Below are 19,933 nucleotides of genomic sequence, written 5' to 3'. Positions count from 1 at the left end.
CATCCTGGGTTTCAGACGGCAAAGGTCCGAACGCTGAACGTGGAATAACGCGACAGGGTTGCTCAAAACTTCTGGCGCACTGCATTAGTGGCCCTAGTTGGGCCTTGGGAATTGGGAGCTGCGCAGCTACTGGGTGAAGAGCTTGACACGAGCCTGGCGTTGCAGCCACTGCTCGTCTTCGGGAACGCCCTCCTTGAGTTCGAAGAACTCTTGTTCCATATCGCTGATGCCGCCCTGGTTGTCGAGGGTCAGCAGCAGACGGGCCAGTTGCCGTCCTCTTTCCACTCCTCCCAGCACGGTGGCGGATCCTGCCTCTTCAGGCGGAAAGAGAACATAGCGCTTCTCGGTGTGGATAATCAGCTTGACTTCAGGGTGGGCCTCAGCCAGCCGGTAGAAAAAACTGTCGGTTGCGATGGTCTTTGCCTCGCGCTCAACGTCGGCCAGGACGACCAGCCAGTCGGCCTCTTTGAGAACCTCGTCCTTGACTTGGGCAATGGCCTGCATGGGATTGGATGCGCGGAAGCCGGAATTGGGTTTGACGCGGCTGGGATCGGTCACGCCCAGGAAACCGATGCGCAGATTCCTTGACAGGCCCAGCCGCGATCCCTCGATCTCGACGACGGCGTAGCGCGCCGGAAGGGCGCGGGAAGAGCGCCGCGGCGTCAAGTTGGTGCTGATGATCTGAGTGGGCAGGTCTTCCAAGGCGCTCAGTTGATCCCAATAATGGAGGTCTTCGGAGGCCAGGTTCAGGACCGATACGGGGAATTCGCGCAAAGCCTCGGTCATCAGCTCGTTGACCATCGAAGACCCCGGCCCCAGCGCGGCGAAGAAATTGCCGGCATCCACCTGCAGGATGGGATGGGAGTGTTGGTCCGAGTAACTCGTCATGACTCCGGCGCGGCGGGCCAATCCGCCCGTGGGGTTGCCGCTGCAGCCGCAGGGCTCGAAGTTTCCGGCCAGTGAGGCCGAATAGAAAAGGGCCAGTCGGGAAGACTCGCCGCCTTCCCCGTCGCCGCCCGCCGCAAGGCCGGCCGTGGCGGTCAGGAGTGCCGCCGGCAGCACCGACAGGGCTGCTATCTTGAAGATGAACGATTTTAGCGCTTGGTATTTATAAGCAAGAGTCACAATTCACCCTTTCTCACACTCTCCGGAATCACCTTGCCATCGGCTCGAACCCATATAAAGATGTCGGGCTGGCGTCAAGGTTGCAGGTTCGGAGGACGGTTTCCCCAAATTCTTCCCCATTGCGAAGGCAGCAAGGTTGGACTTCCTACAAAATCCCGGTTGATCTCCTCAAGAAATCGTGGAAATAACTTGCTTTGTGAATCAAATACTTGTATCATCACAAAACTCTGTGATTCCATGACCCGAAGATATCCACGAGTGCGTTCCCGAGGGCATCTCGACAACGCTTATTGGGGAAGATCAGCGTGTCAGATCAAGAAGAGGCAGGATCGGGCGGAGATCGGCTAATCTGCCTTCGCTCACTGGCCGTGACTCTCTCGTCTTCACTAAAAGACAATGGTTTATGGCAGACGTTTTCTCCCTTGGCTGAGTGCGGGCTGTTCTTTATGAGTATGATGTGTTGACTTTCTTATGAACTTGAGGTAGATTGTCGACCTGTCGGAGCTTATACAAGGTGTCAAAAGCGCAGGTAGTAATCATGGAAAGGGGGAGCATCTTTATGCACTCAAAAGGTCCGATCAATAATTTTGTGTGTAAAAACCTTAGACAGATTCGAATCGGGAAGGGAATCAAGGTGCTGGAGGTTGCCAAAAAGACAGGCATTCCGGCCAGTTCTTACTCTTGTCTGGAGTGGGGACGCTACAAGCTGAATCTGGACAATCTGTTCCGCATCCTGCACGCAATCGAGGCCGACATTACCGATGTCTGGCCCATGGCTCACCGCAGCAGTCGCGAAGCCGTCACCAGAGAGCACATCCGCAAGGTTCTGGAAGCCTCCGAGGAAATGCGTCCGCCCACCATTTCCACCGACGACTTTATCCAAGCCGTGTGCCGCTGTTGCGGCGTGGACCGCATTGACCGCGAGGTAGCCCGCAACTCTAAGAAGATCCGAGAAATCCAAGTCTTAGCTTCAATCGTGGTGCGCGACGTGCCCCAGATAACATTGACTTCTCTCAGCCATCGGCTGGACGTCAATATCTCCTCGCTCTCTCACCGCACCCGACGCATGCTCAAGCAGGCGGGGAAGGATGAGGAGCTGGCTGAACGGATCGAAGACACGCGCGAGGCGGTGCTTTCCATGCTGCCTCTGGAGTTGGCTAAGGCGTCCTGAACTGGTCGAGGTCCGAACTCACCGGTAGTCGACTTCGAATTCCGCCGAGCAGCCCTTGTCGACCCAGATGATATTGCCTTGCCAGCCCCAGCTTTCCCCGCGGCGGCAGGGAGCGTCCGACTTCTGCTCGAGCAGGCGGACCCGGCGGATGAAGCGGTCCGCTCTGCAGGAGTTGTAGCGGTAGTCGTGGCTCTTGCAGGAAAGGACGTCGCCGTCCCGGCCTCCGGGCGGTGGCCCGCCGCCGCGGCCGTCCCGGTAGTAAACTTCGAAATCGGCTGAACAGCCTTCGTCCACCCATACGTAGTCGCGCCTGTATCCATAGCTGCGTCCCAGGCGGCACTCAGCGCCGGATCGCCGTCGCAGCAGGCGGATGTCGGTGATGCGCCCCTCCACGTAGCATTGTTCCTGGCGATAATCGCGGCTGCTGCAGGTGATCCTTTCTCGGCGGTCGCCGCCTCCGAATATGGGGCCCGAGGAGCCGTTGTCGACGTAATGGACCTCGAAGTCGCCGTCGCAGCCGTTGTTAACCCAGACATAGTCGCGGTCCCATCCCCAGGAACGGCCCTCGATGCAGGGCGCGTCAGAATCGGTGTCGCGCAGAAAGGCGCGCTCGATGCGTCCGCCCACCCGGCAGTCTCTGCGCCGGTAGTTCTCGCTTTTGCACTCGATCTCAACCCTTTTCAGGTTGTAGCCCCCGCGGTCCGGGTCATTGGGGGAAGGCGGATAACGCCCCGGTCCGGAGTTTCCGCTGCTGCGGAAGGTGACGTCGAACTCGGCGTCGCATCCTCGGTCCACCCACAGGATCTCGCCCCGAAAGCCGTAGCTGTATCCTTCCCGGCAGGCGGCGCTGGACTTCTGGTCTTTCAGGCGCACGCGCACGATCGGTCCTCGCAGGCGGCATTCCCGCTGCCTGAAATCTTCGCTCTTGCAGCGTACTTCCTGGGTTCTCAAGTTCTGCGCCTGGACCGGCACCCAGGCTAAAAAGAGAACGGCCGCCCATGCCGGGAGAAAGGCTCCGTAAGTTAAGGCCTGCATCGATTCCCTCGTTTTCTGCGGGACTCTGAGTTCCGCAGTTCTCTAAGATGCCCGGCTGCGGAAAAGGTTGTCAGCAGACGCAACTTGCCCGGCCTCCCGGAAAGCAGATCGGCGGGAGGCTCTCTATAATGCGGCCAACAGGACTCTGCTCAGGCAGAAGGACTCCCGCGAGGGAGAGCAAACGTGGCAACAGGAAAGAAGGATGGAATGTTGAGAAGACTTTGGGTTGTGGTGGCATGTGTTTCCCTGTGCTCGCTGTGGCTCGCAGCCGAGACGGCCGACAAGCGTCCCATGACGGTGGACGACATTTTCAGGATGACGGACGTGGTCTCCCCTCTCCTATCCCCTGATGGGGAGTGGATTCTCTACGGCCGCCGCACGGTGGACTGGGACGAGAACGAGAGCAAGACGACTTACTGGCGCATCCCTTGGCAGGGGGGCGAGGCCTACCGGTTCATCGGGGAAGAGGGCGGGAGCAGTTTCGCCTTCTCGCCGCAGGGCGGCTATTTGGCCTTCCTGCGCGAGGTGGGCGAGGGTAAGGACAGGAAGCGGCAGATTTTCATCATGCGCACCCGGGGCGGGGAGGCCGTCCAGCTCACCAAGCACAAGACCTCGGTGGGCCGATTCCTGTGGGGACGGGACGAGAGCCGCATCTACTTTCAGGCTGACGATGCCCGGCCCAAAGAGGAGGAAGCGGAAATCAAGAAGGGCGCCGATGCCATCTTCGTGGACGAGCCGCCCAACGGCCAGGGCCGCGATCAGTGGAACAACCTGTGGATGATCGGCCTGGACGACAAGGAAGAGAAGCAGATCACCGACGAACGCCATCTCATCAGCTCCTGGGACATCTCGCCCGACGGTTCGCGCCTGGTCTACACGGCACGCAGCGAAAACCGCCGCAACCAGCAGTATTTGGCTGAAATCTACCTCCATTCGATTCAGGACGGGCTGAGGACGCGGCTGACCGACAACCAAGCGCCCGAGCGGGGCGTGCAGTTCGCCCCCGATGGCCGCAGGGTCCTCTATTCAGCCCCCGATGACCAGGAGTGGGAGCTGCGCAACGACAAGATCTGGGTCATCGACGCCGACAGCAAGGAATACCGCATGGTATCGGGGGCGTTTGAAGGCAATATGGGCGACGTGGAATGGGGTCCGGAGGGCGACTTCATCTACTTTTCCGGCTTGCAGCGCACCGAGGACGCGCTTTTCCGTCTCGACCCCGTCAGCGGTGCCCTTGAGAAGCTGCTGGACGTAGATGGCGTCATGAGTTCGGTCTCCTATTCAGCCGACAGGAGCCGCATCGCCTACGTCTTCGAGGATCACGACACACCTGCCGAGCTTTATGCGGCATCCCTCACCCAGGCCTCGTCCCGCGAGCTGACCGACCACAACGCCTGGGTGGAGGAAGAGTTGCTGCTCTCCGACATGAAGGTGGTCAACTGGAAGAGCACGGACGGGCTGCCCATCGAAGGACTGCTGCACCTGCCTCCCACCTACCAGGAGGGCCGGCGTTCACCCCTCATCCTGCACATCCACGGCGGACCGGCGGGAGTCTTCACCAACAACTTCGACGCCCGCGTCCACATCTTCGGCGGTTTGGGCTACGCGCAGTTGCAGCCTAACGTGCGCGGCAGCAGCGGCTATGACGACGAACTGCTGCGCGGCAATATGAACGACATCGGGGGCGGCGACTACCAGGACCTGATGACGGGGGTCGACTACCTCATCGAGCAGGGGATCGCCGATCCTGAGCGGTTGGGCGTGCGCGGGTGGAGCTACGGAGGCATCCTGGGCGGATGGACCATCACTCAGACCGACCGTTTCAAGGCGGCCTCGCTGGGCGCCATGGTTTCCGACTGGACCTCGGAATACGGTCCCGGATTCAACCATGACGTCCGCCTCTGGTACATCGGAGGAACCCCCTGGGAGAATCCCGAGGGCTGGCGCCAGAAGTCTTCGCTGACTCACATCGCCAACGTCGAGACTCCCACCATTCTCTTTCACGGCAACAACGACCGCACCGACACCGAAGGCCAGAGCATGATGTACTTCGCGGCTCTCAAAGACCGGGGAATCGAAACCCGCTACATCCGCTTTCCCCGCGAGGGCCACGGCATTCGCGAACCCCGCCACTTCCGCACCTTGGTGGTGGAGGAAGTGCGCTGGATGCAGCGCTACGTCCTCGACGATCCCGACTGGCAAGCTTGGCAGCGCCCTTCCGAGAAGAAGGACGAGGAGAAGGACGAGCCTGAGGTGCGCTGAGACGAACAGGCTAGAGCCAGCGAGCAGCCTCATACCGCCGAGAGCAAATAGGCCTCAGCGCGGTCGCTGAAACTTGATCCGTGTGCGAACTTGTCGGCCACCTAGTGGCCCTAGGCGGCAGCGCCCCTTCGGGTTTCTTTCGAACTTCGCCTGTCGCAGTTCGCACTTGGCAAGACTCTGGCTCAAATCTTTTGACGCGCTGCATTGCAGCGGGCTTGAGGGCGGCGAAAACCGGCGGCCGCCGCCCGCTGCGGCCTCCAAGCCGCTATAATGCCGCCGCATATGAGCAAATCAAGCCTGTTGTCCTCCTCGCTCCTCCTGCTTGCCGCGGCTGTGGCGTCCGCTCTGGGGAGCGCCCGCGTGCCCCTCAGCATCGACTTCCAGGTGGAAGGGGTCGAGTACTCTTCAGAGATTCCCGCCCCCCAGGACGTCATCGGCCATGAGGTGGGGACCCGTCACACCCGGCCTCACCAGTTGGTCGATTATTACCGGGCCGTGGCCCAAGCCAGCGACCGTGTAATCGTGCGCCAGCACGGAACCACTTACGAAGGCCGGCCCCTGGTGCACGCCCTGGTCACCTCGCCCTCCAACCACGCCCGTTTGGAGGAGATCCGGCAGGCCAACCTGGCTCTTTCCGATCCCTCCGGTTCCCCTTCCGATTCGCGCCTGGCCTCCCAGCCCGCCGTCATCTGGCTGGGCTACTCGGTACACGGAAACGAAGCCACCGGCTCTGAGGCGGCCCTCCTGACCCTTTATCATCTGGCGGCGGGAGAGGGCCAGCCGGTGGAGGAGGCGCTGGAGAACCTGGTCATCATTCTCGACCCCTCCTTCAATCCCGACGGACGGGCCCGTTTCGTCAATTGGGTCAACGCCAACCGGGGGCGAGTGGCCACCATCGATTCCCAGGACCGGGAGCACAACGAGCCCTGGCCCGGCGGACGCACCAATCACTACTGGTTCGACCTCAACCGCGATTGGCTGCCCGCCCAACTCAAAGAGAGCCAGGCCCGTTTGCAGGTCTTTCACCACTGGCGGCCCCAGGTGCTGACCGACCACCATGAGATGGGAGGCGACCGCACCTTCTTTTTTCAGCCCGGAATCCCCTCCCGCAACAATCCCTACACGCCTCGGCGGACCTTCGAATTGACCGCCGAAATGGCCACCTATCACGCGCGCCGCCTGGAGCGGATCGGCGCCCTCTATTACACCGAGGAGAGCTTCGACGACTTCTATTACGGCAAGGGATCGACCTATCCCGACGTCAACGGGGCGGTGGGAATCCTCTTCGAGCAGGGCTCCTCGCGGGCTCTGCGGCGCAGCACCGATTTAGGCGAACTGACCTACGCTTACGGGGTGCGCAATCAGTTCTCGGCTTCCCTCTCCACCATCGAAGCGGCGGTGGCCATGCGTCCCCGTCTGCTGGCCCATATGAGGGACTTCTACGCTCAGGCCCCCGAGATGGCCCGCCAGGAGCCGGTCAAGGGCTACATCTTCTCCATCCAGGGCTCTCAGCGGACGCGCGGACAGGCGCTGGCTCAGATGCTCAGGCGCCACCGCATCCGGATTCACGAGTTGGCGCGGGACGTGGAAATCGGCGGCCGGGCTTTCGCCTCCGGCCAGGCCTACGTGGTCCCCCTCGATCAACCTCAGATCCGCCTCATCAAGGCTCTCTTCGAGACCGTAACCGAGTTCGACGACGTGCTCTTCTACGACGTCTCGACCTGGGTGATGCCCATGGCCTTCGACGTCGACTACGCGGCCTGGGAAGCCGGGCTGTCGGGCCTGATGGGCGACCCGGTGGAGGAAGCAATCCTCGATGGAGGACGCCTCGAGGGAAGCTCGGACTACGCCTATCTGATGCCCTGGGGAGGTTTCTATGCTCCCCGCGCTCTCTACAAGATCCAGCAGGCCGGACTTTATCCACGCCTGGCGACGCGTGATTTCCAGGCCAGGGTCGGCGGTGCGGTGCGCTCCTTCGCCGCCGGAACGGTGGTCATTCCGCTGCGTCCGCGCGATGCCCAAGCTTCGCTTTCTCCTGCCGAGGTGCGCTCGCTGCTGGAAGAGGTCGTGGGCCAGGACCACGTCGAGCTGGTGGCGGTTGAGGGGGGACTGACGCCTTCGGGTCCCGACCTGGGCGGACCCTCCATGGAGGTTCTCTCCAAGCCCTCGGTGGCCGTCCTCTCGGGCCGGGGAACCAGTTCCTACCAGGTGGGTCAAGCCTGGCATCTGCTCAACGAGCGCATGGGAATCCCCCTCTCGCTCATCGATATGGACGACTTCAACGGAGCCGATCTGAGCCGCTACAACACCCTTCTGCTGGTGGGCGGATCCTATCGGGTCATCGACGCCGAACGGCTCAAGGCCTGGGTGCGTGAGGGAGGCACCTTGATCGCCGCCCAGTCCGCCGCCCGTTGGGTGGTGGAGCAAGAATTCGTATCGGAACGGCTCTACCGCCCCGAGCGCGAAACTCCGCCGGCCCGCTACGCCGAGGTACAACGTCAGCGGGGAGCCCAGCTCATCGGCGGATCGATCTTTCAAGTAGAACTCGACACCACACATCCGCTGGCCTTCGGGTTCGGTCCCCGCATGGCTTTTTTCCGCGACCACACCCATTTCTTCGAAGTGTCTCAGACGCCCGGCGCCACCGTTGCCGCCTATACCGACGATCCCCTGTTGAGCGGTTACGTCTCAGACGAGAACCTCGCTGCTCTCTCGGGGACGGCGGCCCTCTTGGCCCGGCGTTCAGGTCGAGGACGGGTGGTTCTTTTCGCCGACGATCCCACCTTCAGGGCCTTTTGGTACGGCACCAGCGGACTCTTGCTCAACGCCGTCTTCTTCGGCTCTGTCTTTTAGCTACTTCTGCAGCCAGACCTTGGTGATTTCGATGGGCGTGACGGGAACGTGATGGTGTCCAGCCCGTGTGACGGAGGGCACTGAGGCGATGGTGCGCACCACTTCCATGCCGGAGGTGACGCGTCCGAAGACGGCATATCCCCACCCTTGAACGCTCTTGTCATGGTGGTCGAGGGCCGTGTTGTCGTTGAGGTTGACGTAAAACTGCGACTGGGCGCTGTGGGGTTCGCTGGTACGAGCCATGGCCACTGTGCCGACCTCGTTCTTGAGTCCGTTGTCGGCTTCGTTGGGGATGGGCGGGCGAGTCGGTTTTTCCTTCAGGTCGGGCGTCAATCCTCCGCCCTGGATGATGAAGCCGGGGATGACCCGGTGGAAAATGGTGCCGTCGAAATGGCCGTCCTCGACATAGGCCAGGAAGTTCTCCACCGTCTCGGGCGCCTTGTCGGCGTAAAGCTCGATGGAGAAGCGGCCCAGCGTGGTATCGACCGTCACGACCGGGTTCTGGGCCAAGAGCGCCGAAGGGGCCAGGCAAGCCGCCAACAGAAAGCCCAGCAGACAAAGCGATCTAGAAGAGCGCATAGGTTTCATCACTATAGCACTCGGCCGAGTTGATCGCGACAGCGTCCATTCCGTACACTGGAAGCCTATGTTGCAGGACTCTTTCGGACGCACCATTGAAGATCTGCGGGTTTCCGTGACCGACCGCTGCAACTTCAAATGCGTCTACTGCAAGTCGGCCCGCTCCCTGGCCTATCAGGAGCGCGACCAGATCCTCTCCTTCGAAGAAATCGAACGGCTGGCCGGCATCTTCACCGCAATGGGCATCCGCAAGCTGCGCATCACCGGCGGCGAGCCGATGGTGCGGCGTGAGCTGGAGAAGCTCATCGAGCGCCTGGCCGTGCTTCCGGGATTGAGCGATCTGGCCCTCACCACCAACGGCTTCAACCTTTATCAGAAAGCCGCACTGCTTAAGGAAAAGGGCCTTGACCGAGTCACCATCTCGCTCGATTCGCTCCAGCCTGAGCGCTTTCGGCGCATCACCCGCAGCGACGACTTCGACAAGGTCATGAAGAGCATCGAGGCGGCCAAGGAGGAGGGGCTTGATCCGGTTAAGATCAACTGCGTGGTGGTGCGCGAATTCAACGACGACGAGATCGTCGACTTTGCCGAGATGGCCCGCCGGCTGGAAATCACCGTGCGCTTCATCGAGTTCATGCCGCTGGACGAAGACGAGGGCTGGACGCGCCGTCAGGTCTTCAGCGGGGCCGAGATCCTGGAGATTCTGGAGTCCCGCTATGAGCTGCGCGAGCGTCCTCTCAAACACCCCTCGCAGACCTCCCGCAACTACGACTTTGCCGACTCGGGCGGGCGCATCGGACTCATCATGCCGGTTTCGCGTCCCTTCTGCGGGGCTTGCAGCCGCATCCGCCTGACGGCCGACGGCAAGATCCGCACCTGTCTCTTTTCTCACGTCGAGCACGACATCAAGTCGCTGATGCGCTCGGGAGCCGGCGACGCCGAGCTTCGCAGCTTCATCCTCGACACCGTGGCCAAGAAAGAGGCGCGCCACCACATCAACGAGCCTCATTTCGTTCCCCCCTCCCGCTCCATGTCCTACATCGGAGGCTGAGCCCGGCCATTTGAGATCTTGCGCGTCCCTGCGTTAAAATAGGTTTTGTCAATGGAGGAATTTAGGCATGATCGACATGACGTCCAGAGCCGTTGAGAAAATGAAGCAAGTTGTGGCCGAGCAGAACGACGCGTCCATTCTGGGCATCCGGGTGGCCGTGGAGGCAGGCGGCTGCTCCGGCTTCCAGTACGCCATGAAGGTCGAGCGCGAGCCTCAGGACGGCGATGAAGTCATCGACCGAGACGGGCTCAAAGTCATCGTCGATGAACAGAGCCTGATCTATCTGGACGGTACTCAGATCGACTACGAGTCGAGCTGGCAGGGCGAAGGCTTCCGCTTCAAGAATCCCAACGTCACCGGCACCTGCGGCTGCGGCGAGAGCTTCTCAGCCTGAGTTTCGCAAACTCCGGTTTCCAAGCGCCAACTCCCGCTGGGCTGGTCAAGCCTACCTGTTGCCGATATTCCGGGCCGGAACCACCGTGTATCCCAGGCGTCGGGCCATGTCGGCGGCTTCGGGGCTGAGCAGATACTCCAATAACAGGTCGGCCTCGCGCCGGGGCGTCCCCACCGCGCACATTCCGTAGCGGATGGGAGCCCCATAGATCTTGAAGGGCGCTTGGCCGGAATCTTCACCGCTTTCCCAAAACACCTGTCGGTAGCGGTCGGCTTGCGCCGATTCCCCCAGCGAGACCGGGCCCGGCAGGCTCAGATACTCCAGTCCGTTCCGCTCCGCCATGGAGCGGTAGAGAAAGGCGAAATCCAGACCTCCGCTTGCCAGAGAGGACGTCAACCCCGCCCAACCGGATCCCGCGGGGGATTCTTGCCGGCCGTTGAGGAAGCGCCTGTAGAGACCGGGATTTCGGTAGTGAATCTCGGAGAGCTTCCACGTCAGGTGCCCGAAATAGCCGGTCGGATCACGGTTCGGGTCGGACACGGCGTAGCTGAGGTCCTGGGAGAAGATGAGCCGCGTCCACTCGGCTTGCCAACGCCTTCGTCCTTCTTCCGTCTCCCACAAGGCCCTTTGGCTGGTGGCCAACACCATCTCGTCACCCAGGAAGACGGTGCCTCTCAAGATCTGCTCCGGTTTCAGGAAACGCTCGATGAGCCGGTAGTCGGAGGAGGCAACCAGATCGCAGTATTCCTTTGATCGGATCAAATCGCGCAGCTCCTCCAAGCTGTCAGCGGACTCGCTGCGCACGCTGACGCGCGGATGATTGGACTGGAAGCGTTCCCCTGCCGACTCAACGAAGGCCCGCAAGTCGGAGGTATGGCAAATCGTAACCTGGCGGGCCTCTTCCGCGCACCCCCAAACGAGGAGGCAAACTCCGGCAAGCGCTGAGACTCGAAAGCTGCGGCCCATCCTCTATTCTTATCCTTTGGCGTTTCCTCTTGCAAAGCCGGTGATGCAGCGACTGCTATAATAGCGCCCATGGCTGCTCTTCAAGGCTCCACGTTCCCGCCGCTCCATCGGATTTTGGCTGCCGCGGCGTGCTTTTGCCTGGTCTTGTCTTTGGTGCCGGCGCCGGCTCTGGGTCAGGATGAAAGACGCCGCCAGGAGGAAAGCACCGACTACTACAAGAAGTGGCTGCAGGAGGACGTCTACTACATCATCACCGACGAGGAGCGAAAAGTCTTTCAGAGCCTCTCCACCGACGAGGAGAAGGAACAGTTCATCGAGCAGTTCTGGATACGCCGCGACCCCGATCCGCGTACGGCCCACAACGAATTCAAAGAAGAACACTACCGCCGCATCGCTTTCGCCAACGAGCGTTTTGCCAGCGGGATTCCCGGCTGGATGACCGATCGGGGACGCATCTACATCATCCACGGCGCCCCCGCGGAGATCGACTCGCGGCCCACCGGAGGAACTTACACCCGCCCCTTTCACGAGGGAGGAGGCGACACCACAACCTACCCCTTCGAAGTGTGGCGCTACCGGCACATCGAGGGCATCGGCAGCGACATCGAACTGGAGTTCGTCGACCCCACCAATTCAGGCGAATACCGGCTGGCCCTCAATCCTGAAGAGAAGGACGCTCTGCTCCACGTTCCCAACGCGGGACTGACGACGGCCGAAAAGCTGGGTCTGGCTTCCAAGGCCGACCGTCCCTACTTCAGCCCCGGCAACCGCGAACGCTATCCGCTGATGGGCCTGCGGGCCAAGGACAATCCCTTTGACCGCTACCGCACCTATACCCAAGTGCAGGCGCCTCAGTCGATCAAGTTCAAAGACCTCAAAGAGCTGGTCGAGGTCAACGTCTCTTTCGCCGACCTGCCAGTGCGCATAGGTGAAGACTACTACCGCCTCAACGAGGGGCAGGCCCTGGTGCCCATCACTGTCCAATTGGAGAACAAGGACTTCACCTTCGAAGAGAAAGAAGGCGGCTACCACGAAGCCCGCCTGGCTGTCTACGGACTGGTCACCAGCATCACCAACCGAGTTGTGGCCGAGTTCGAGGACGAGTTGGGCCTGGCCTATCCCTCTCACGCGTTGGCGGCGGCGCTGCGCAATTCGGCCACCTACCAGAAGATCATCACCCTCGATCAGCGCATGCGCTACAAGCTCGACCTGATCGTCAAAGACCTCAAGAGCGGCAAGACCGGCGTGGTGCGGCGGGGTCTCAACCCTCCCAACTATCCCGAGGAGGACCTGGCGCTCAGTTCGCTGGTGGTGTCGGACAAGATTCAGGTGTTGCCCGAGATCCCCCGAGAGAACGCCATGTTCGTGATCGGCGACGTCAAGATCCGGCCCAACCTGACGGGCGCTTTCCGCGAGGGGACGCGGCTCAACCTCTACTGCCAGGTCTACAACGCAGCCTTTGACCAAACCACCTGGGAGCCGTCTCTGCGCGTCAGCTATCAGGTCTTGAAGGATGGGGACATCATCGGTGAAGCCGTGGACGAGGACGGCCAGTCGATACAGTTGGCCTCCCAGCGCCGTATCGTGCTCATCAAATCTCTTCCCGTGGGCGGGCTCGAGCCCGGACGCTACCAGTTGCGCCTGCAGGTGGAGGACTTGATCGAGGGGCACAGGGTGGAAGCCGAAGAGCGTTTCGCCATCGAGCCCCGCCCCACTTCCCGCTCCACCTCCGGATCGCCATGAGCGGACCTCGTGACGACAGCGCCAGAGCCGACGATTCCTCCAGCCACCGGTCCTGGATGGCCCTGGCCCTGGAGGAAGCTCGGCGGGCAGCTCAAGAAGGAGAAGTTCCCATCGGAGCGGTAGCCGTCCTCGGCGGTCAACTGGTAGCGCGCCAGCACAACCGCACCATTCAACTGGTCGACCCCACCGCACATGCCGAGGTCCTGGTCTTGCGGGAAGCGGCCCGCAAGCTGGGCAATTATCGTCTCAACGGACTCGAGGTCTTCGTGACCGTCGAGCCTTGTTCCATGTGCGCGGGAGCTGCCATCTGGGCCCGCATCGCCCGCTGTGTCTTCGCAGCCCGCGACGAAAAGGCCGGTGCCGTGGTTTCCAAGGCCCGACTCTTCGCCCCCGGCCTTTTCAATCACCAGGTGCAATGGCAGGAGGGTCCGCTGGCCGAAGAGTCGCGCGCGCTCCTGCAGGCCTTTTTCGCCGCCCGGCGCTGACGGCGACCTCCGGTCCGGCAGCGTTCTTAGCGCCTCCGGTGGGGCCAAGCCTTCGGCAAGCGTTAAAGCGGCTTCGCCTCGCGTTCCACGTAGCTGAAGAGAGCGCTCAAGATGTTAGAATCAGCTTTGACAGGGAAAAATGCACCGTGAGGAGCGAAAGCAAATGAAGTGGATGTTACGAATCTTGTTGGTTTCGATGCTGCTCGGACCGCTGGCGGCGGCCGACGGAATCTTTCCTTTTGAATATCGCGAGGTGAAACTGGACAACGGTTTCACCGCTTACCTGATCGACGCGGGCTCGCCCGGCCAACTGGCTTACGTGACCATCGTACGCACCGGCAGCCGCGACGAGTGGGAGCCCGGACGCAGCGGATACGCTCACTTCTTCGAGCACATGATGTTCCGCGGCACCGAGAAATACCCCAATTTCGACGAGGTGCTGACCGCCATCGGAGCCGACAGCAACGCCTTCACCAGTTCTGACATGACGGTCTACCACATCGTGGCTTCCAGCGAATCGCTGCCGACCCTGGTGGATCTCGAGTCCGACCGCTTTCAGAACCTCAGCTACGACGAATCGGAGTTCCGCACCGAGGCCGGAGCGGTCCTGGGCGAATTCAATCAGGGACGGGCCAACCCTTTTTCTTTTCTCTTCGAAAAGCTGCTCGACACGGCTTTCGACAAACACACCTACAAGCACACGACCATCGGCTTCGAGGCCGATGTGCGCTCGATGCCTGAGGGCTTCGACTACAGCCGTTCCTTTTTCGAGCGCTACTATCGTCCGGAGAACGTGGTGCTGGTGGTGGCCGGCGACTTCGACTTCGACAACGCCGAGCAGTTGATTCGCAGCCATTATTCGGGGTGGCAGAGAGGGTACCGTCCGCCGCAGATCACTCCGGAGCCTGAGCAAACGGCTCCCCGCGAGGCCACCGTGCATTTTCCGGGAAGCGCCCTGCCCGCCATGGTGGTGGCCTACAAGATTCCTGCCTGGAAACCCGACAGCCGCCTGGCTGTAGCGGTGGAAGTCCTGGGTCAAGTCGCCTTCGGCCCCAATTCCGACATCTACCGCGAATTGGTGGTGGACAGCCAAACCGTGCAGTTCATTCAGGGCGACTTCGGAACGCAGAGGGATCCCGGACTGGGAGCCGTTTTTGCGGCCGCCACCGATCAGCAGAAGCTCTACCGGGCCCAGCGGGCCATCGAGGCGGCCGTGGAGAGATTCACTTCCCAGCCGCCTTCCCAGGAGGCGCTCAACACCGCCAAACGGTACATGCGCTACGACTACCTGATGGATCTGGAAACGGCCCGCGACGTGGCTTTTTCGCTTATCGGCACGGTGGTCAACACGGGCGGGATAGAAGCCATCAACACCTTCTATCAAACCCTTGAGAAGGTGACTCCCGAAGACGTGATGGAAGCCGCCCGCCTGGTGCTTCAAAAAGACAAACGCACCATCGTGACCCTGCTGCCCGCGGGCATGGAACGCGAGCCCGAGATGAGGATGGACGAGGCGGGCTCTTTCCCGGACGTCGTCACTCTGCCCGAGCCCGATTCGCCCTTCGTGTCCTTCAACATCTGGTTCAAGGCGGGCTCCCAGAACGACCCTCCTGGCAAGGAGGGGCTGGCCGCCCTGACGGCTGCCGTGCTGGAAGACAGTTCCACCCGGAACAACAGCTATGAGCAGATCCTGGCCAAGCTCTATCCCATGGCGGCGGGGTATTCCTCCAGCGTCGACAAGGAGATGACGGTCTTCAGAGGAACCGTCCACAAGGACAACCTGGACGAATACTACGGCCTCTTCACCGACGCCATTCTGGCGCCGGCCTTCAAGGAAGAGGACTTCCAGCGCATCAAGTCGCGGCTCATGAGCTATCTGGAGCGACAGCGGCGCTTTTCCTCCGACGAGGAGTTGGGCAAAGAACTGCTCTTCCGCGAGATCTTCCGCGGCACGCCCTACGAGCATCCGGAGGAGGGATACGTCGAGACCGTTCGCGCCTTGACCCTTCAAGACGTCAAGGACTTTTATGCCGGCAACTACCTGCGCGGCAATGTGGTCATGGGCGTGGCTGGCGATTATCCCGAGAACATGCCCCGGCGGCTGCGGTCCGACTTCGACGCCCTGCCGGCGGGCTCGACCGATCCGGTGCCCGCGCCCCAGCCTCAGCCCATCGAGGGGCTGAACGTGCTTATCGTCGAGAAAGACACCAGCGCAACCGCCATCAGCATGGGCTATCCCTACGACCTGCTGCGCTCAGACGACGATTTCTACGCCATGATGCTGGCCAATTCCTGGTTGGGGGAACATCGCAGTTCCGCCAGCCATCTCTATCAGGTCATCCGCGAGGCGCGGGGCATGAATTACGGCGACTACAGCTACATCGAGGCCTATCCGCTGGGACACACCATCAGCTTGCCGCCCCAGAACGTGGCCCGGCGCAAGCAGATCTTCCAGATCTGGATCCGTCCCGTCTCCGGACTCCAGGAGGGCGACCTCCACAACCGGGCTCTCTTCGCCACCCGCGCCGCCCTGCGCGAGTTCCAGGACCTGGTCGACGATGGAATGACCCAGCAGGAGTTCGAAATCACCCGCGGCTTCCTCAAGAACTACACCGTCAACTACGGCTCCACCCTGAGCCGCCGCCTGGGATACCGCATCGACGACTATTTCTACGGCATCGAGGATGAGCCGCACCTGGAGTCGATCAAGTCGGAGTTGGACGCTCTCAGCCTGGAGGACGTCAACCAGGCCATCAAGCGTTATCTGCAGTATGACGACATGTGGATCGTCTTCATCACCAAGGATGCCGAAGGACTCAAGCGCCTGTTGGTGAGCGGCGCCGCGAGCCCCATCGAATACCCGGGTGAAAAGCCCGAAGAGATTCTCAGCGAAGACCGCATCATCCAGGCCTTCCCCTTGCCGGTGCAGGACGACAAGATCAAGATCATCCACATCAACGACGTCCTGGAACGCTGAGTCCGGCGCCGGAGTGCGGCCGGAGGACTGCTATAATGCTCGTCTCTTCCGGCCGCCAACAGGGTCATTTAAGGAGATGGAATGAGGAGATTTGCAGTCATCGCGCTGATGGCTTTGTGGTGCTCGCTGTTCGTACTCGACGCTGCATTGCCCGCCTCGCCGGCGGCGCAAGCCCAAGACGACGCCGAGACCAAGCGTCAGATCCGTCAAGGCAAGCGCCTGTTCAGGCTCCACTGTCAGCTCTGTCACGGCCCGGAAGGAGAGCATCCCGACCCGCTTTTTTCTTTGGCCGACGACGATTGGCGTCACGGAGACAAGCTGGAAGACATCGAGCAAAACGTCACCGAAGGCATCCTCGGCACCGCCATGTTGGGCTTTCAGGGCCGCCTCAGCGAGGAAGACATCAAGGCGGTCTCCCGTTATGTCTACACTTTTATCGATGAGGAAGAAGGGCAGTAGATCACCTCTTGGCAAGGGTTGGAGCGGATCTCAGATACTGCGCAGCAGCCCTCCGTCGACGGCGATGGCCTGACCGGTGATGTAGGCGGCCTTCTCAGAGGCCAGAAAGGCGGCCAAAGCGGCCAACTCGTGGGGGCGTCCCAGGCGGCCAGCCGGGATTTGGGCCGCGATCTGCTCGTCGGAAACTCCCAGTTCGGCTAACCGCTCGGTCTTGGTGTAACCGGGCATGAGGGCGTTGACGGTCACACCCTGAGAGGCCACCTCGCGGCTGACGGAATTGACCAGTCCGTGCAGTCCCGCGCGGTAGGCGTTGGATATGGTCAGTCCGGCCACCGGTTCGCGGGCGGCCACCGAGGTGACCAGGAGCAGTCGTCCCCAGCCTTGCTCGCGCATGTGCGGCAAAGCGGCCTGCATCGACTCCACCGCGCTCATCCAGAGCCCCCGGAAACCGGCCTCCCAGTCCTGGCTGGTGAGATCGAGAAAGCCTCCCTGAGGCGGTCCTCCTGTGTTGGAGACCAGGATGTCGAGTCCGCCCAGCTTCTCACGCGATTTCTCGACCAGAGCCGCGGCGGCTCCTGCTTGAGAGAGGTCGCAGACCACCGGGAAGGCCCCGATTTCCTCTGCCGTGGACCTGAGCTTCTCCTCGCCCCGGGCGCAAATGACGGCTGAGGCGCCTTCCTCGACGAGGGCTCGGGCGACCGCCTTGCCCAGTCCGCTGGAGGCTCCCATCACCAATGCTTTCCTTCCGCTCAGCCCTAAATCCATGTCCGGTTCTTCCTTTCCTCTCGCATCCTCGACGAGGCTGCCATGTGCTAAACTACGGGAAGTTGCCTGGCGAGGCAATCTTGAGCCGAGGCAATCTTGGCGGGAGGTTTCCCCATGCGTATCGCACTGATGGTTCTCTTCTTGGTCTTCTCTTCAGCAATGGCCCACGAAGACGACGTCCGCCTGAGCCCCCAGCAGGAGGTCGTAGCCAAGAGCTTGGAAACCGAGTTGATCGCACCTTGCTGCTGGCGTCAGCCGGTTTCGGAGCATCATTCTCCGGCCGCCGAGAAAGTCCGTGCCGAAATCCGACAGTTGGTTTCCGAGGGGCAAAGCAGCGAGGCCATCCTGGCTCGCTTCACCGATCAATACGGCGCCCGCATACTTTCCGCGCCGCCCAGGCAGGGATTTAACTGGCTGGCCTGGGTGCTTCCCTTCGTAGCTCTGGCAGTTGGCGGCCTGGGCATCGTCATTTACGTCCGCAGCAAGCAACCCTCTGGCGAGGCGGCTTCCGCTGACCAAGCGGGCCGCTCCTCCTCCGACGACCGCTACGCCCGCATGCTGGAAGAGGAAATGAGGGAAGTCTAGAGCGGACGCCCTCTAACACAAAGAAATCCTGATGGACCGCCGCGCATTCGACCGGGTCTTGGAACGTGCGATTGAGCGCATTCCTCCCGAGTTCCGGCGTGCCATGGACAACCTCGAGATCCTGGTCGAAGACTGGCCCAACCCCGACTTGATGGAAGAAGTGCTGGGCGATCGTCACGCCCAGGCCTACGGACTCTTCGTGGGTGTTCCCCTGCCTGATCGGGGAGCATTCGACTGGGGCATGTTGCCCACCGTCATCTACATCTTCCGTCAGCCCTTGCTTCGCGATTTTCCAAACCGTCGCGACCTGATCCGCGAGGTCGAGATCACGCTGGCTCATGAAGTCGGGCATTTCATGGGCTTCGACGAGGAAACTCTTGCCGCCTACGGCTACGAGTAGTGCTGCCGGTCATTAGTCCTGAGCCAGGGTCCTCCGTTCTTTCCCCTGACAGGGACAGATTCGCCAGTTGCCCCAGTGAATCGCTCGCCTTCGAGCGAGCCCGGACTTGTTCTCTAACCCAGTCGCTTTCGGCTCATGTTTCCCCGGCCTGGGGAGCGGCGGCGGTAGAGCCAGGCTGCCAGGCTGAGGACGGCCAGGGGAGGGAGGACGTAGTAGAGGCTGTCTTCGGTCCAGAAGAACTCGGCTTCCCATCCCATGTACGAGAGCGGGTAGAGGGGGTGGTAGTCGTAGAAGAGATGGCGCTGCAGGTAGTCGAAGCCCAGGTGCAGCCATCCGCCCAAGAGCAGGCAAGTGAAGACCTGTCGCCGGGCCGGCGGAGTGGGAGCGGCGAAAGACAGCACCCAGCAGAGCAGGGCCAGCGGCAGCAAGGTGTGGAAGATGGCGGTGCCGTCGAACACCCAGTCGGGAGTCGAAAAGCGCCAGGCCGGGAAGAAGGTTGCCGCGGCTAACTCGGGGGCGCGCCCCGCCAAATCGGGAAGGGCGGTCCCGGCCACGGTCAGCAGGATGCTCCGCCGTCCCGCCTCGGGGCGCGCCAAGAAACCCGTTAAAGCGTGGCTGATGAGGTCCGGCATCGCGTCAAGCTTCCTGGCCCCATCCGCGGCGGAATTCGAGCAGCAGAGCAGGCAGAAGCAGGAAGAGCACCAGCAGTCCTGCGTATTTCTTGAACCAGTCGCGGCGGGCGGTACGGCCTTCGATCAGTTGCAGGCTTCCGTCTGCCAGCAGGCGTCCCTGCAGGATGGCCCGGGCGCCCACAGTCAGGCCTTCAAGGCGGCCCCGAACGTGGATCGATTCCCCTTCGCCGGTGCGCAGGTGAAAACCGTCCTCGTCGATCTTGTAGCAGGGTGCATAGCTGACCGTGACGATGCTGCCCGCGGGAAGGCTGGACAGAGATCGCAACTCGTAAAAGTTGAGGAATTCGCCGTCCAACCAATGGCCGTAGTCGAGGTAGAGGCCCAACAAGGCCAGCAAGACCAGAGGAATCCCGATCAAGCCGGCCCGGTTGGAGAATAGAGTAGACATTTG

At 61.6% G+C, this 19,933-nt stretch carries 18 protein-coding genes; 11 read left to right on the top strand and 7 right to left on the bottom strand.

Annotated elements, in window-relative coordinates:
* Positions 1-126: 126 nt before the first annotated feature.
* Positions 127-1,125, bottom strand: a complete 999-nt coding sequence (locus VLU25_20340) for a hypothetical protein (protein HSR70290.1) — start codon at positions 1,123-1,125, stop codon at positions 127-129.
* 538 nt (positions 1,126-1,663) lie between these two features.
* Here VLU25_20340 and VLU25_20335 point away from each other — a divergent pair.
* Positions 1,664-2,296, top strand: coding sequence for a helix-turn-helix transcriptional regulator (locus VLU25_20335; protein HSR70289.1), 633 nt, complete (start codon positions 1,664-1,666; stop codon positions 2,294-2,296).
* An 18-nt stretch (positions 2,297-2,314) separates the two neighbouring features.
* Here the strand turns inward: VLU25_20335 and VLU25_20330 are convergent, their stop codons facing one another.
* Positions 2,315-3,331 carry a DUF3011 domain-containing protein gene (locus VLU25_20330; GenBank protein HSR70288.1) on the bottom strand — a complete coding sequence of 339 codons (1,017 nt, stop codon included), beginning with the start codon at positions 3,329-3,331 and terminating at the stop codon, positions 2,315-2,317.
* Between the two features lie 207 nt (positions 3,332-3,538).
* Between VLU25_20330 and VLU25_20325 the strand changes: the two genes are divergently transcribed.
* Positions 3,539-5,593 carry a S9 family peptidase gene (locus VLU25_20325; protein ID HSR70287.1) on the top strand — a complete coding sequence of 685 codons (2,055 nt, stop codon included), beginning with the start codon at positions 3,539-3,541 and terminating at the stop codon, positions 5,591-5,593.
* Positions 5,594-5,875: 282 nt separating this feature from the next.
* A complete protein-coding gene (locus VLU25_20320; GenBank protein HSR70286.1) occupies positions 5,876-8,446 on the top strand; it encodes a M14 family metallopeptidase in 2,571 nt (856 codons plus the stop codon).
* Here VLU25_20320 and VLU25_20315 read toward each other — a convergent pair whose 3' ends face one another.
* On the bottom strand, positions 8,447-9,025 hold the full coding sequence (locus tag VLU25_20315) for a peptidylprolyl isomerase (protein HSR70285.1): 579 nt from the start codon (positions 9,023-9,025) through the stop codon (positions 8,447-8,449).
* A gap of 67 nt (positions 9,026-9,092) precedes the next feature.
* Here VLU25_20315 and moaA point away from each other — a divergent pair, with 67 nt between their 5' ends.
* Both moaA and VLU25_20305 read left to right on the top strand, forming a co-directional pair.
* Positions 9,093-10,076, top strand: coding sequence for a GTP 3',8-cyclase MoaA (moaA, locus tag VLU25_20310; GenBank protein ID HSR70284.1), 984 nt, complete (start codon positions 9,093-9,095; stop codon positions 10,074-10,076).
* 67 nt (positions 10,077-10,143) lie between these two features.
* A complete protein-coding gene (locus VLU25_20305) occupies positions 10,144-10,470 on the top strand; it encodes an iron-sulfur cluster assembly accessory protein (protein ID HSR70283.1) in 327 nt (108 codons plus the stop codon).
* A gap of 51 nt (positions 10,471-10,521) precedes the next feature.
* Here VLU25_20305 and VLU25_20300 read toward each other — a convergent pair whose 3' ends face one another.
* Positions 10,522-11,436 (bottom strand): substrate-binding domain-containing protein, encoded by a 915-nt coding sequence (locus VLU25_20300; GenBank protein HSR70282.1) that lies wholly within the window; start codon positions 11,434-11,436, stop codon positions 10,522-10,524.
* A gap of 69 nt (positions 11,437-11,505) precedes the next feature.
* Here VLU25_20300 and VLU25_20295 point away from each other — a divergent pair, with 69 nt between their 5' ends.
* From VLU25_20295 to VLU25_20280, 4 genes are all read left to right on the top strand, one after another.
* Positions 11,506-13,179: a GWxTD domain-containing protein gene (locus VLU25_20295; GenBank protein HSR70281.1), complete on the top strand. Its 1,674-nt coding sequence runs from the start codon at positions 11,506-11,508 to the stop codon at positions 13,177-13,179.
* A complete protein-coding gene (gene tadA, locus VLU25_20290) occupies positions 13,176-13,664 on the top strand; it encodes a tRNA adenosine(34) deaminase TadA (protein HSR70280.1) in 489 nt (162 codons plus the stop codon). Before VLU25_20295 ends, tadA begins: the two co-directional genes overlap by 4 nt.
* 163 nt (positions 13,665-13,827) lie before the next feature.
* Positions 13,828-16,641, top strand: a complete 2,814-nt coding sequence (locus tag VLU25_20285) for a pitrilysin family protein (protein ID HSR70279.1) — start codon at positions 13,828-13,830, stop codon at positions 16,639-16,641.
* An 81-nt stretch (positions 16,642-16,722) separates the two neighbouring features.
* Complete coding sequence (locus VLU25_20280; GenBank protein ID HSR70278.1) at positions 16,723-17,100, top strand: c-type cytochrome; 378 nt, start codon at positions 16,723-16,725, stop codon at positions 17,098-17,100.
* 30 nt (positions 17,101-17,130) lie between these two features.
* On the opposite strand, the gene VLU25_20275 is transcribed toward VLU25_20280, so the two are convergent.
* On the bottom strand, positions 17,131-17,865 hold the full coding sequence (locus VLU25_20275) for an SDR family oxidoreductase (protein ID HSR70277.1): 735 nt from the start codon (positions 17,863-17,865) through the stop codon (positions 17,131-17,133).
* 114 nt (positions 17,866-17,979) lie between these two features.
* Here VLU25_20275 and VLU25_20270 point away from each other — a divergent pair, with 114 nt between their 5' ends.
* Positions 17,980-18,450, top strand: coding sequence for a cytochrome c-type biogenesis protein (locus VLU25_20270; protein ID HSR70276.1), 471 nt, complete (start codon positions 17,980-17,982; stop codon positions 18,448-18,450).
* A gap of 31 nt (positions 18,451-18,481) precedes the next feature.
* A complete protein-coding gene (locus VLU25_20265; protein HSR70275.1) occupies positions 18,482-18,850 on the top strand; it encodes a metallopeptidase family protein in 369 nt (122 codons plus the stop codon).
* A gap of 113 nt (positions 18,851-18,963) precedes the next feature.
* Here the strand turns inward: VLU25_20265 and VLU25_20260 are convergent, their stop codons facing one another.
* Both VLU25_20260 and VLU25_20255 read right to left on the bottom strand, forming a co-directional pair.
* Positions 18,964-19,482 (bottom strand): hypothetical protein, encoded by a 519-nt coding sequence (locus VLU25_20260; GenBank protein ID HSR70274.1) that lies wholly within the window; start codon positions 19,480-19,482, stop codon positions 18,964-18,966.
* Positions 19,483-19,486: 4 nt separating this feature from the next.
* Positions 19,487-19,930: a hypothetical protein gene (locus tag VLU25_20255; protein ID HSR70273.1), complete on the bottom strand. Its 444-nt coding sequence runs from the start codon at positions 19,928-19,930 to the stop codon at positions 19,487-19,489.
* Positions 19,931-19,933 lie beyond the last annotated feature (3 nt).

It is taken from the genome of Acidobacteriota bacterium, from assembly GCA_035471785.1.
Classification (GTDB): Bacteria; Acidobacteriota; UBA6911; order RPQK01; family DATIPO01; genus JANQFM01.
The sequence above is the reverse complement of the archived record's forward strand: the minus strand, read 5'-3'. Positions and strand labels throughout refer to the sequence as shown.